This window comes from Nocardia albiluteola (assembly GCF_018860155.1).
GTDB lineage: Bacteria > Actinomycetota > Actinomycetes > Mycobacteriales > Mycobacteriaceae > Nocardia > Nocardia albiluteola.
Map to the genome: position 1 here is coordinate 60,372 of NZ_JAHKNI010000004.1, position 12,378 is coordinate 72,749.

11 protein-coding genes are annotated in these 12,378 nt (G+C 68.0%); 5 read left to right on the forward strand and 6 right to left on the reverse strand.

Translation table 11 applies throughout. The features are described 5' to 3' along the window. The first annotated feature begins 16 nt into the window (after window positions 1–16). Together KO481_RS13395 and KO481_RS13400 are read left to right on the forward strand one after the other, a co-directional pair. Window positions 17–1,087, forward strand: coding sequence for a PLP-dependent cysteine synthase family protein (locus KO481_RS13395; RefSeq protein WP_215917440.1), 1,071 nt, complete (start codon window positions 17–19; stop codon window positions 1,085–1,087). Beyond that, window positions 1,084–2,508 carry an MATE family efflux transporter gene (locus tag KO481_RS13400; RefSeq protein ID WP_215917441.1) on the forward strand — a complete coding sequence of 475 codons (1,425 nt, stop codon included), beginning with the start codon at window positions 1,084–1,086 and terminating at the stop codon, window positions 2,506–2,508. The genes KO481_RS13395 and KO481_RS13400 overlap by 4 nt, the downstream gene beginning before the upstream one ends. Window positions 2,509–2,514: 6 nt before the next feature. Here KO481_RS13400 and KO481_RS13405 read toward each other — a convergent pair whose 3' ends face one another. The 3 genes from KO481_RS13405 to KO481_RS13415 all read right to left on the reverse strand — a co-directional run bounded on the left by KO481_RS13405 (window position 2,515) and on the right by KO481_RS13415 (window position 5,313). Continuing rightward, the gene (locus tag KO481_RS13405) at window positions 2,515–3,234 is read right to left on the reverse strand and encodes a dienelactone hydrolase family protein (RefSeq protein ID WP_215917442.1); all 720 of its coding nucleotides are present in this window, start codon (window positions 3,232–3,234) and stop codon (window positions 2,515–2,517) included. Next, complete coding sequence (locus KO481_RS13410) at window positions 3,231–4,097, reverse strand: alpha/beta fold hydrolase (protein WP_215917443.1); 867 nt, start codon at window positions 4,095–4,097, stop codon at window positions 3,231–3,233. Before KO481_RS13410 ends, KO481_RS13405 begins: the two co-directional genes overlap by 4 nt. A 139-nt stretch (window positions 4,098–4,236) precedes the next feature. Continuing rightward, window positions 4,237–5,313: an alpha/beta hydrolase gene (locus KO481_RS13415; protein WP_215917444.1), complete on the reverse strand. Its 1,077-nt coding sequence runs from the start codon at window positions 5,311–5,313 to the stop codon at window positions 4,237–4,239. Between the two features lie 246 nt (window positions 5,314–5,559). Between KO481_RS13415 and KO481_RS13420 the strand changes: the two genes are divergently transcribed. Then, a complete protein-coding gene (locus KO481_RS13420; RefSeq protein ID WP_215917445.1) occupies window positions 5,560–6,978 on the forward strand; it encodes a serine/threonine-protein kinase in 1,419 nt (472 codons plus the stop codon). Between the two features lie 1,179 nt (window positions 6,979–8,157). Here the strand turns inward: KO481_RS13420 and KO481_RS43915 are convergent. After that, entirely contained in the window at window positions 8,158–8,292 is a 135-nt protein-coding gene (locus KO481_RS43915; RefSeq protein ID WP_281066083.1) for a hypothetical protein, read from the reverse strand. A 115-nt stretch (window positions 8,293–8,407) separates the two neighbouring features. Here KO481_RS43915 and KO481_RS13425 point away from each other — a divergent pair, with 115 nt between their 5' ends. Beyond that, a complete protein-coding gene (locus tag KO481_RS13425) occupies window positions 8,408–9,283 on the forward strand; it encodes an NAD-dependent epimerase/dehydratase family protein (RefSeq protein ID WP_215917446.1) in 876 nt (291 codons plus the stop codon). Window positions 9,284–9,477: 194 nt separating this feature from the next. Here KO481_RS13425 and KO481_RS13430 read toward each other — a convergent pair whose 3' ends face one another. Both KO481_RS13430 and KO481_RS13435 read right to left on the reverse strand, forming a co-directional pair. Further along, a complete protein-coding gene (locus tag KO481_RS13430) occupies window positions 9,478–10,842 on the reverse strand; it encodes a carotenoid oxygenase family protein (RefSeq protein ID WP_215917447.1) in 1,365 nt (454 codons plus the stop codon). A 91-nt stretch (window positions 10,843–10,933) separates the two neighbouring features. Beyond that, window positions 10,934–11,491 carry a hypothetical protein gene (locus tag KO481_RS13435; protein WP_215917448.1) on the reverse strand — a complete coding sequence of 186 codons (558 nt, stop codon included), beginning with the start codon at window positions 11,489–11,491 and terminating at the stop codon, window positions 10,934–10,936. Between the two features lie 284 nt (window positions 11,492–11,775). On the opposite strand from KO481_RS13435, the gene KO481_RS13440 reads away from it, so the two are divergent. Next, on the forward strand, window positions 11,776–12,327 hold the full coding sequence (locus KO481_RS13440; RefSeq protein WP_215917449.1) for a PadR family transcriptional regulator: 552 nt from the start codon (window positions 11,776–11,778) through the stop codon (window positions 12,325–12,327). Window positions 12,328–12,378 lie beyond the last annotated feature (51 nt).

Genomic DNA, 12,378 nt, shown 5'->3' on the forward strand with positions numbered 1-12,378 from the left:
AAGGACTTTCGCCCCAATGCTGACCACTCTCAACCGGCCGGCCGCGGTAGTGCCCGATCGGGCCTCCGACCTGATCGGCAACACGCCCCTGCTCGAACTCGCCCGCACCGGAACCGGTACCCGGCTGGTGCTCAAGCTCGAGCAGTTCAATCCCACCGGGTCCGGCAAGGTCCGGATAGCTCGCCGGATGATCGAGGATGCCGAGCGATCCGGCGCCCTGCGGCCGGGTGGCCACATCGTCGAACCCACCTCGGGCAATACCGGTCTCGGTCTGGCGCTGATCGCGCTGGAACGTGGCTACCGGTTCACCGCCGTGGTCGACGGCCATGCCAGCAAGGACAAACTCCGGGCCATGGCCGCCACCGGGGCCGAGCTGGTGTTCGTCGATTCGTCCGGCGCGGGCGGGCCCAGCACCGTCGAGCGCCGCCGGGTGGCGGACGAGATCGCCAGGCGCACCGGGGCTTTCCGTCCCGATCAGCACAACAATCCTGGGAACTGCGCCGGCTATGCCGAGCTGGCGCGGGAATTGTTCGATGCCCTGCCGAGCATCGACCATCTCATCGGTGCGGTCGGCACCGGGGGCTCGCTGTGCGGGACGACCAGGGAACTGCGTCGCCTCGGTGCGTCGGTCACCACGATCGGGGTCGAGCCCGCGGGTTCGATTATTTTCGGCGGTCCCGGCGGCCCGTACTGGCAGACCGGGGCCGGTAGTCCGCCGGGCTTCACCATCGGCGCCAATGTCGACTACACCTGCATCGATGAGGGGTTGCAGGTCAGCGATATCGACGCCTTCACCAGCGCGCGGGTCGTGGCCCGCCGCACCGGGCTGCTGGTCGGCGGCACCGCCGGGGCCGCGGTGCATGTAGCGCTGCGCCGCCTCGCCGTGCTGCCGGCCGGCAGCACCGTCGTCGTGCTCGTGTGCGACGCCGGGGAGAAGTATCTGGACACCATCTACGACGACGAGTGGCTGCGCGCGCGCCAACTCCTCAACGAGGCTGCACACCAACGCCTTTACCGGTTACTCAACGCCTACGCCGATTCGGTCCGGATCGCCGCCGGCGATCGGCGGCAACGGGCGAGCGCATGAGGAGCAGTCTCGGCACGGTGGTACGCGACTACCGGCCGGTGATCGCCCTGTCCCTGCCGATCGCCGGCATCCAGCTCGCCCAGGTCGCGCTGACCACGGTCGATCTGGCGATGATGGGCCTGATCGGCGTGCTGGCGGTCGCGGCGGGCGGGCTGGCCGTGCTGCTGTACAACCAATTGCGCACCATGTGCGTGGGCATGGTCACCGGCGTCGGCAACCAGGTCGCCGCGGCCGTCGGCCGGGCGGAGAGACGAACCGGCAGTGCGGAATTGGACGATCGGGCGCACGCCGAGATCCGGGAGCTGGTGCGGTCGGCGTTCCTGGTCGCGACCGGTGTCGCGATCGCCGGGGCGGCCGTCCTGATCGGACTCGGTTTCGCGCTGCCGTGGTTCGGGCAGCGGCACGACATCGTGGACCGGGCCCGGCCGATGATGATCGCGCTGGCGCCCGGGCTGCTGCCGATGCTGTGGCTGAATGTGTTGCGGCAGTTCACCGTCGGCATGCGTCGCCCCGGCTCGCTGCTGCGGGTGACGATCGTGTCGATCGGAGTCAACGCGCTGCTCGATGCCGTGTTCATCTACGGCTGGCTGGGCGTGCCCGCCCTGGGCCTGACCGGTATCGGCCTGTCCACCAGCTGCGTTCAGGTCTTCACGCTCGCGGTGTTCTACCGGCGGGTGCGCCGGGACACCGAACTCACCGGCCTGCTCGCCCTGGACTGGTGGCGCTTCGATCCCGCGGTGGCGCGCCGGATCGTGAGGATGGGGACGCCGATCGCGTTCACCTACGGTTCGGAGGCCGCGATCACCTCGGTCGCCACGGTGCTGATGGGCGCCTTCGGGCCGGCGATGCTGGCGGCCAGTAACGTCGTCAATCAGCTCGCCTACATCGTGTATCAGCTGAATATCGGCCTCTCCCACGGCTCGTCGATTCTGGTGAGCCGGGAGGTGGCGCGGGGCGAGCGATCCGCGGCGCGCACGATCGCCCGCCGCGCGCTCACCGTCAGCGTGGTCGCCATGACCGTCTTCGGGGTGATCTACATCGCCGCCCCCACCGTGATCCTCGCCCCCTTCCTGCGCGCCGGCGATGGACCGGAAATCGTGGCGACCGCGAGCACGCTCCTCTGGTTCGCCATCGCCCACCAGTACTGCAAGGGCGCCCAGAACGTCTGCGTCGGCCTGCTGCGCGGGCTCGGCAACACCAAGGCCGGATTACGCAGCACCCTGATCGGCTACTGGGCCATCGGCATTCCGGCGATGGCACTGTTCGCCTACGGCCTGCACTGGCGCGGTTACGGCGTGTGGCTGGGCCTGTGCATCGGATTCGGCGCAACCGCGATCCTTGTGCTGCGACAGTTCCGGCTGTCTCTGGCGGGGACCTCCAAGCGCGAATTGCCCTCTTCGGCAAGGACTACCGCACAGTAGTGTCCATCACATCGGCTGCGCGGTGAGGTGTTGCGTCACGAAATCGGCCGCCGACAGCACCGGTTGGCACGACTTCAGCTCGGGCACAGTGGCATCGAAGCCGTGGCCCGCCTCGGGAACATCGATCACCTCGACGGCCGAGCCGACCTGCTCGGCGTGGGCGAGGAAGCGGTCCACGGTCGCCTGGATTTCGGGGCGCTCCCGGCCGACTCGGGTGAGCACGATCGGACGGCCCGGGCGGACCAGATCGCTCGGGGCGGGGGCGGTCGAATCCGGAGTTTGATCGCCCAGCACCGGGTAGGTCAGGGCCAGGCATTGCAGCCACGTGGGCGACTCGGCCAGCCAGGAACCGGTGAGCATGCCGCCACCGGAGAATGCCCAGATCGCTATCCGGTCGGAATCGATGCCCGGCTGCTGGCGGATCCGATCCACCACTGCCGCCAGCCATTTCGCGGTGCCGCTCCAGTCGACGCGCGGCGGCCACATCGTGTTCGGCGGCCAGTCGTCGAGGCCCTGATACCGCACGTCCGGGACCACCGCGGCCAGGCCTCGTCCGGCCAGCAGCCTGCCGTAGCCCGCGAAGAACGGCGATTCGCGCGGTCGCCTGCCGGCGGGGGCGGGTCCGTGCACGAACATCACCGCGGGCAGCGAACCTTCGCGGTCCGCCGGTCGATAGATGTCGAAGTCGTCCTGTCGCTCGACCTTGATGTCATCCGATTCGCTCATACTCCACACTCTGCTCTACTCCGGTGCATCCCCGTCAAAGGGAGAGTCTTCCAAGGGATTTCAACGCTGTGCCGGCTACCCGCGCGATTCACCAGTCCGTTCCCGCGTTTCCCGCCGATTCTACGAAGCCGGGACTCCGCATTCGGGAACAGCCCCACCGCGACCCGGCTGGTGGGATCGATCGGGATCGACTGATCGGCGTGGCCGTGCAGCAGCAGCACCGGAATCGTGATATCCGGAAGCTTGGAGCGCATATCACTGGCGAAGACCGCCTCCTGGATCCGGATGGCGGCGAACTGGGTGGCCGACAGGCAGCGCCGGATCTCCTGCTCGATCCGCGCCGCGGACACGTTGTTGCCCAGATGCGTGGCGAAGTAGCCGTGGCCCCGGTCGACCATCCATTTCGCGCGGTCGGCGCGCAGTTCCGCGATGGACCGATCCAGCGCCGCGGCCGGCACACCCATCGGATAGTCCTCGGCCCAGCGCAGGCGCGGCGTCGCCGCCGCCAGCAGCACCAGCCCGCGCGCCCGCCGCTGCCCGTGCCGGGCCAGATAGTGGACCGCCTCGGCGCCGCCGGTGGAATGCCCGATCAGCGTGACGTCGGTCAGATCCAGATGTTCCAGCAGCGCCGCGACATCATCGGCGCGGGTGTCGGCGTCGTATCCGGTGGCCGGGCGATCGGACCGGCCGTGACCGCGCCGGTCCATCAGCACACAGCGATACCCGCGGTCGGCGAAGTACGGGAGCTGGTTCTCCCACATCTCGGTGTGCAGCGTCCATCCCGCCAGGAAGACCAGCGTCGGGCCGGTCCCGTACTCCTCGTAGGCGAGCATCGTTCCGTCAGCGGCGGGAAAATGAGGCATGATCACCGATTCCTTCGTATAACGCTGCGCTCCAGCGCTTTTCGAGATGCACAACCTGCGTTCGGCCGCGCACGTGATCATGATCGCAGCCGGTGCGCCCTCGGGTCTTCACCCATTCGGGGGAGATGGCCGGGGCCGCCTAGTCTCGAGGGCGGGGTGCGAGACCCGCCGCCAGTGCGCGCGCGGTGTCCAGGGCGGCCTGCTGTACCGCGCCGAGGCACAGGAAGTTCAGGTATCCGTGCGGCAGGCTCGAGTGGCGGCGCCGGGTGACCGTGACTCCGGCCGCCGCCAGCTTGTCGGCATAGCCTTCGCCCTCATCGCGCAGCGGGTCGAAACCCGCGGTGGCGATGTGTGCGGGAGCGACGCCGGTGACGTCGCCTCGCAGGGGTGAGAGCCGAGGATTCGCGGGGTCGGCGCCGGCGGGTATGTATGTCCGTCGCCCCCATTGGAGGTCCTCCGCGGTCAGGAGGAAGCCCGTGGCGAACAGGCTCCGTGATGCGTTATCCGCCTCGAAATCCGTTGCGGGATAGATGAGTAGCTGGAATGCCGGTGCTGGTCCGCCCGCGTGCGCCGTGTGCTGCGCGACGACGGCCGCGAGGTTGCCCCCGGCGCTGTCGCCGCCGACGGCGATTCGGTCGGGGTCGGCGCCCAGCTCGGCCGCGTGGGCGTGCGCATAACCGAAGGCTGTCACCGCATCGTCGACGGCGGCCGGGAACGGATTCTCCGGTGCGAGACGATATTCGATAGACAGCACCCGGACGTCGGCGTGCGCGGCGAGGAAGCGCGCGATCGGCTCATGGCTGCGGCGCGACCCGACGCTCCAGCCGCCGCCGTGATAGAACACGAGCAGACCCGAGCCGACCGACACACCTGATGGGCAGTACAGGGTCGCCGGAATGTCGTGATCGCCCGCCGGGATCGTGATATCCCTGATGGCCATACCGGGCCCGGCCGGACGGCCGCCGACGAGGCTCGAGCCCTCAACGGTGTCGATCCGCGCCCGGTCGATCGGATCGGAGAACAACTTCATGCCCGCGAGGCGCATGAGGCGAACGAGAAGCTGGGCGTCGAGATCCTGCTCCTGACCGTCGACATGCGCGGCCGGTCTCGCGATCGCCCGCCGGATCGGGCGTGGGAGGCTCAGAACCGTCTGCAGCGCAGCTCTTTTCAGCGATAGGGGAATACTGTCGAGAAATGCCTGCTCGAAATTGGACACTCGTGCCTCCCATGGGGTTGCGTGGGGACTCTGCATGTTCGGGCCCGCCCAGTCTGCCCGATCTTCGTCGTGCCCCGGATCAAGAAGGACACCACCCGCGCCGCCGACCCGACGGCATCGGACCGTAACGACGTTGCCCACTCTGTACGCGTCGTCACGGCTGTGGCCCTCGGGTCGTAGCCGGTCGATACGGGGTACGGTTGACTGGTTCCGAAGTTGCTGTGGCACAAAACTGCTGGGGGCCCTATGTCGGCGCTGGGACGACCGGGCTGGATGCTCTCCGGCCGCTACCGGTTGATCGAAAAGCTGGGCAGTGGTGGGTTCGGGACCGTGTGGAGAGCGCGCGACGAGCAGGCGCAGGTCGAGGTCGCGGTGAAGGAAGTGCTGCTCCCGCAGGCCGAATCGAGCACGGAGCACGCCGAGCGAGTCGCGCGCGCCGAACGGGAGGCCCGCAATGCCGCTCGGCTGAGCGATCATCCGAATATCGTCGGCGTCGTCGATGTCGTCACCGACGGCGTGACGCCCTGGATCGTCATGCCCCTGGTGTCCGGCCGATCGCTGAAGCAGCGACTCGACGGCGACGGGCGGATGGCCGTCGCGGAAGTCACCACCGTCGCCGCCGCCATGTTGCGGGCCCTGCGGGCCGCGCACGATGCCGGCGTGGTCCACCGCGATGTCAAGCCGGGCAATATCCTGCTCGCCACCGGTGGCGAGGTGCTGCTCACGGATTTCGGGACCGCCCGCCACCATTCCGATCACACGCTGACCGCCAAGGAGACGCTTATCGGTTCGTTCGAGTACATGGCCCCCGAACGCATCGACGGGGAAGGCACACTGGCTGGTGACCTGTACTCCCTCGGTGTCACGCTTTACCACGCGGTGGAAGGGGTCTCCCCGTTTCGCCGCGACACCATTCACGGAACGATGAAAGCGGTGATGTTCGGTACGGCTGACCCGCCCGCGCGTGCCGGACGACTCCTGCCGCTCATCACGCGGCTGATGGACAAACAGCCGGAGCTACGCCCCTCCATCCCCCAGGCGTTGACACTGCTCGAGTCCCGGACGCCTCCGGATCTCCCACCGAAACAGGAAATCCCCAAGAGAAATTCACGATCATCGGGAGCCCGCCGTAGGCGTGGCGAGGTCGGCCAGCTGCTGGCCCGTGCCCGCGATCATCAGAAGCGCGGCGATATAGGTGAAGCCGAACGGCTGCTCCGCCAGGCCGCGGCGATGAACGACGCCGTCGCCATATCCTTCCTGGCTCGACTCCTCGAAAAGCGAGGCGCCCGAGCCGAAGCCGAACGCTGGCACCGGCAGGCCGCCGAGAGCGGCGAAACGCTCTCGATGCTCACCCTGGGCCACATGTGCATGAAGGCGGGTGATCTCAGCCAGGCCGCCTACTGGTACCGACGCTACGTCGACCACGGCCACATCCTCGGAAAGGTCCATCTGGCAACGGTTCACGAGGCGCGGGGCGAGGACGACCGCGCTGAGCACCTCTACCGCGAGGTGGAACAGGACGGCGACATGGTCGCCCTGAAAGCCCTGGGCGACCAATGGAAATCCCTGGGGCGCACGGACGCCGCCGAACGCGTGTACCGCAAATCCGCTCGAGCCGGCTACGCCCCCGCGCAGGCGGCCCTGGAAAGCCTGCCCCGGCGCTAGCCCACCCGGCCCTCGTGATCGCTGCGTTGTTGCTGTCTGGATCATCCCTTTCTGTTATGGCACGCCGGACGACTCGCCAGCGGGTTAGCGGAATTGGGTGGACGATGGGTAGCGTGGCGTTCACCGTCGCGAGATCGGGTGGAAGACATACGAGTTGGCCCGCGACGGTGGCGGCCTCGTCCGAGTCGCTCCCTCAGCACGCAACCGCTGAGGCGACCGGCGGGGCCGCCGGACGGGCGGGGCGCGGTCCACACGAGAGCAATTCGGATTGCCAGGTAAACGAAAGGATCCTGATGGCGCGGGACGCGGCGGCGTCGTTGCTGGTGGCAACGATCCAGGCTCGGTACGGCTCACTGGATGCGTTCTGCGCGCGCCTACGAGGCAGCGTCGCGAATCCGACCGACGAATTACGACGTTTTACCGGGGACTGGAGCCGGGCAGGGGCGGCCGGGGACGGCGGCAGACATCGAAGGCAGCCACGATCGGATGATCTTGCACCTGTGACGTTGCTGCGCGCGGATACCCGCTAGGCCTCCGGCCACGGCGCCGACCAGCATCTCGGTGAGAAGGACGGGAGCGTGCAGCGCACTCGGTTGCCCGTTTCACCACAGTTGCCCGTTTCACCACAGTCGGATCGAGGTGAGTGGGATGCTGAGCAGTAGTTATACCCAGGCCGGTCATTCGGTTCGACATCCCGTTCGTGAGACAACTCGCAGGAAGGGTGAGGGCAATGAAGGATGAAGGTCAGGGACGCGGTGAAGCCGCGAGGATCAACCCTCTTTCCAGGCGCACCTACGGTCGATACATGGGGGATCGCAACCGACGTGCCGGTAGCTTCATAGTCGCCGATTTCATGCCGGATTCAGCGTCATACGGCCATGCGAAACTATTGGTGCTGCCGCGGGTCGTTTCCCTCACGCCTGTCGTCTCCCCCGGCGATGCTCCGGCCCGGATCTTGGCGTACGTACCAGCGAACTTCAACAAGCCGCTGCGCGTAGGGGATTTGGTCATGACCCGCGCCTCCAAACACGGCGCACACAAGGGGCTGCCAGGAGTCGGACTTCGTGTCGCGAAAAGGGCGCGGCGGCCGAAGCCTAGGTAATGCGGCCGGGCCGCCGGGCGCTGATTTCAGGCCTCCGCGGCGCTCTGTTCAGGCCGAGCCGGCTGCACACCGGCCGCCTAGTTGTGATTGTGCAAGGCGCGGTAGGCGAGGAAGTACACGCACGGTTGGGTTCCCCAGGTGGCCAGTGCCTGCTCGACCACGGACACCGGGCTGTCAGTCGCTGACAGTGCCGTCTCAGCGGGTGCGGCCATCCTTGATCCCGCCCATCCGGATGGAAGCCACGAGTCTCGAGCGGCAGCCCGTGTCCGGGACGCCATCGCTCCGGCCACGTCCGATCGTCCGTTCGCTACTAAGGGTGCGAGAATCATGCGTGTATTGATCGCCGGGGCTACCGGCTATCTGGGTTCCGTTGTCGCGGAACGACTGTCGAATGCGGGGCACGACGTCGTGGCTCTGGTGCGGCCCGGCCGCGCGGCGCCGGCCCACGGCTACGAACAGCGGACCGGCGATCTCACCGACCCGGACTCCCTCGCCACAGCGGTGACACCCGACATCGGCGCGGTGATCCACGCGGGTGTGCCGACCGGGGATGCCGCCGTGGATGCCGCGGCCGTCGACGCTTTGAGTGAGCCGCTGCACGGAACCGGACGGCCCTTCGTCTACACCAGCGGCGTCTGGGTATTGGGTGCCACGGGGCACGAGACTGCGGACGAACACTTCCCGGTCAACCCGATCCCGATCGTGGGCTACCGGCCCGGGATCGAGCAACGAGTGCTCGACCTCGCCGCGGCGGGCGTGCGCTCGACGGTGATCCGGCCCGGCATCATCCACGGCCGGGGCGGGGGAATCCCCGCGCTGCTGATCGACCTGGCCCGCAAACACGGTGCTCCGCTGATGATCGGGGACGCGACCGTGAGGTGGCCGATGGTCCACATCGAGGATCTCGGGGATCTGTTCCGCGAGGTTGTCGAGCATGCACCGGCCCGAACGATGTGGCACGGTGTCACCCAGTCCGCGGTTCCCGTCCGGGAATTGACCGCAGCGGCGGGCGCAGCGGCGGGCGTGCTGACCGCGCCGACGGTCTGGCCGTTGAGCGAGGCCAGGGCCGAACTGGGCGGGGCGTTCGCGGACGCGCTGGCCCTGGACCAATCGGTCAGCGGCGAGGCGGCGCGTGAGCGATTCGGCTGGCGGCCCCACGGCCTCGACGCCATTACCGATCTGCGCAGCGGCTCCTACCGCTGACACGTCCATGCCTCACCAGCAAGTGCCCCCTGCGCGGATCGGTCGACGGCCCGCCGGTCCGTGACGGATCAAACCGTTGGGGCGGCGGGTACAGCGGCGTCGCACAGCGGTCGGAGCCACCATGGCCAAGTCGAACGATCGGCTTGCGGGCCGGGTGGCCGCAAGCCGATCACTGTCGGTGAGTGTCGCCGCAGCTAGGCGGCGTGGCCGCCGGAGATCAGTGCGGGGTTGTCGGGGAGCCAGTTGCCGTGGAATCCGGCGGGCACGCGCCGCGGCAGGTGGATCTCGGCGACCGGACCCGCCGCGATGTCGTCGGCGTCCAGGATGACCAGGTCGCTGCGGTCGGTTGCCGCGTCGTACACATAGGTGAGCAGCCAGCCGGGTCCGCCGGGGTTGTCGTCGGCGGGGGCGAAGGCGGCCTCTCCTGGGTTCCGCCCCTGCGGGAACACGTAACTGGTCGCGGTGTCCGAGTGCAGGTCGTAGCGGTGCAGGGCGCCCGCCCTGGCGTGTTCGCCGGACACCGCTCCGGTGGTGGTGTGTCCGTGCCGGGCGGGCAGGCCGGCGAGCCGGTCGTCGATGCGGGGGAATTCGGTGGGGCGGTCGTCGATTTGGTGTTCGGTGACCGTGCCGGCGGCGAGATCGATGGTCCAGCGCCATAGTTCGCCTCGCCCGCCCAGGGCGACGCCGTCGCCGAGGTGGTCGTAGCGCACCACGTGCAGGGTCAGGATCTGCCCGGTGGGGTCTTCGTGTGCGTTGAGGCTGTGGAATACGTAGCAGGGTTCGATGTCGAACCACCGCACCGGGGTTTCGGGGTGCGCGCGGTCCAGGACGCCGAGGCGTGCGCCGTAGTCGGGGTTCCAGCTGAACGGCATTCCCGGTGATTGCGCCCGCACCGGGTCGAACACCATCGGAAGGTCCATGAAGACGACGTGCCGGGAGGTGAGGTGGAAGTCGTGCATCATCGTCGGGGCGGTGACCTCGATTGGCCTGCTGTACACGAGATTGCCGGTGGCGTCGGCGCGGTGGTAGGTCAGGTAGGGGCGTTGGTGTGCACCGTATCCGAAGAAGTGCAGCTCGCCGGTGCGAGGGCAGATCTTGGGGTGGGCCGTCATCGCGGTCTGCAAGCGGCCGTCGAAGTCGTAGGCGCCGAGGGTGTCGAGTTCACGGCCGGCCCGCATATCGAGTTCGTACGGTAGCGCCGCTTCCACGAGTGCGAAGGTGTGTCCGGCGTGCCGCACGACGTGGGTGTTGGCGACCCCGGCGGTCAGGTCGGGGGAGTCGATGCCGTTGTCGCCCAGTATTTCTCCGGTGAATCTGGTGGTCCGGACCCACCGGTTGCGGTAGGCCACGGCGCGGCCGGCTTCGAGCCGGACGCCGTGGACCATGCCGTCGCCGACGAACCAGTGTGCCGAGCTTCCGGTGCGCGGGTTGGGGCCGTTGCGCAGGTACCAGCCGGTCAATTCGGGTGGGATGGCGCCGGTGACCGGCAGTTCGGTCGCGCTGATCTCGGTGGGAACGGGGGCGAAGTTGCCGAGTAGATGGGGAACCAGGCTGTTCATGACGGGCACATCCTTGATCTGAGTGTGTATGCGGCGCAGCGCAATTCGGGTTGGATGGTGCGGCCGGCGCGGGCGGTGCGAACGGCCGGGCCTAGGCGGCGGACGGGTTCGTGCGCCGCGCCACGGCCTGCATGTGCGCGCTGTAGCGGACGGTGAAGGTGGCCGGGATCGCGAACGCGGCGACCTGGACCGCGATCCGTGGCCCGTCGGAGTGCGCCAGCACCGCCAGCGCGATGCACCCGATGGTGAAGCTGGCGGTCCACACGGCGGTGATGAGGTAGTTGGCGCGGAGGAATCCCGGGTTCGACCACAGCTCCGGCGGCGTCGACTGCTTGGCGATCGGCAGGGTGAACGGCATGCGCAGGGCCATCGAGGTCCCCGCGACCAGCATCAGGACACCGCTGGAGATCGCCGGCGAGTACGGATGCAGCGGCGTGTTCGGGTCCGCGAACCCAACGATCGTCAGCGCGATGAAGAACACGCCCGTGCCCAGGTCGATGACCATTCCGGTGATACCCCGGCCGGCCCGGACCAGACGGGTGATCTCGATCAGCGACAGGCACATGCCGATCAGTGCGGCCCACTTCCAGTAGTGGTCCGGCACGACCGCGTACACGATCCAGGGGGCGAAGGTGCGCAGGTAGGACATGACGAGCTGACTCCTAGATATTCCAACATGGACATGTTGTTCACGGATATTCCGGTACCGGAATATGAGTTCATCATGATACTTCGGCTACGACATGTCAACACCGCAATGTAGGGTGATGGCCATGAACGGAGCGCAGCGGAGCGGGCCATCGACACAGCGCGCCAGGCGCACGACGGAGCCGAGCGCCAGCGGGGTGGAGTCGTGAACGGAGCGAAGCGGAGCGAACCATCAACACAGCGCGCCAGGCGCACGACGGAGCCGAGCGCCAGCGAGGTGGAGTCGTGAGCCTCAGGCATGCCCTGCTGGGCCTGCTGGCCGACCAACCGGCCAGCGGCTACGACCTGCTGCAGCGGTTCGCCCGCTCGCTCGACAACGTGTGGTCGGCCTCGCAGACCCAGGTGTACACGGAGCTGACGAAGCTGGCCGGGGAAGGTTTGATCACCGCGTCCGAGGAGGGGCCGCGCCGCCGCAAGGAATACGCACTCACCCCGGCGGGCGACGCCGAGCTCAGAAACTGGCTCGGCACAACCGAATCGAAAACACCCACGCGGAACGAGATGCTGCTGCGGATCTTCTTCCTCGGCATCCTTCCCCAGCAACAGGCCCTGGACCACATGGCCACCGTCCAAGAACGCTCACGCGCCGGAGGGCAAGCGCTTGCCGCACTGGAGCAAACCACCGAATGGGACGACGACGACTTCTCCGAATACGGACATATCGCCCTCGAATGGGGCAAACGGTACTGCGCGATGACCGAGGAGTGGGCCCAGTGGGCCCAGGAGCAGATCATCGCACGCCGACCGAGAGAATCCGGGAGAGAAACAACGGGCTGAAACGGTCGCTGCTTGCCCCGTGACAATCACGGCGCTCATGCCGCCAGGGCT

Bases quoted from the DNA above. Each gene is read 5' to 3' on its own strand.
- KO481_RS13395 (WP_215917440.1), top strand. From the start codon at position 17: ATGCTGACCACTCTCAACCGGCCGGCCGCGGTAGTGCCCGATCGGGCC.
- KO481_RS13400 (WP_215917441.1), top strand. From the start codon at position 1,084: ATGAGGAGCAGTCTCGGCACGGTGGTACGCGACTACCGGCCGGTGATC.
- KO481_RS13405 (WP_215917442.1), bottom strand. From the start codon at position 3,234: ATGAGCGAATCGGATGACATCAAGGTCGAGCGACAGGACGACTTCGAC.
- KO481_RS13410 (WP_215917443.1), bottom strand. From the start codon at position 4,097: ATGCCTCATTTTCCCGCCGCTGACGGAACGATGCTCGCCTACGAGGAG.
- KO481_RS13420 (WP_215917445.1), top strand. From the start codon at position 5,560: ATGTCGGCGCTGGGACGACCGGGCTGGATGCTCTCCGGCCGCTACCGG.
- KO481_RS43915 (WP_281066083.1), bottom strand. From the start codon at position 8,292: ATGGCCGCACCCGCTGAGACGGCACTGTCAGCGACTGACAGCCCGGTG.
- KO481_RS13425 (WP_215917446.1), top strand. From the start codon at position 8,408: ATGCGTGTATTGATCGCCGGGGCTACCGGCTATCTGGGTTCCGTTGTC.
- KO481_RS13430 (WP_215917447.1), bottom strand. From the start codon at position 10,842: ATGAACAGCCTGGTTCCCCATCTACTCGGCAACTTCGCCCCCGTTCCC.
- KO481_RS13435 (WP_215917448.1), bottom strand. From the start codon at position 11,491: ATGTCCTACCTGCGCACCTTCGCCCCCTGGATCGTGTACGCGGTCGTG.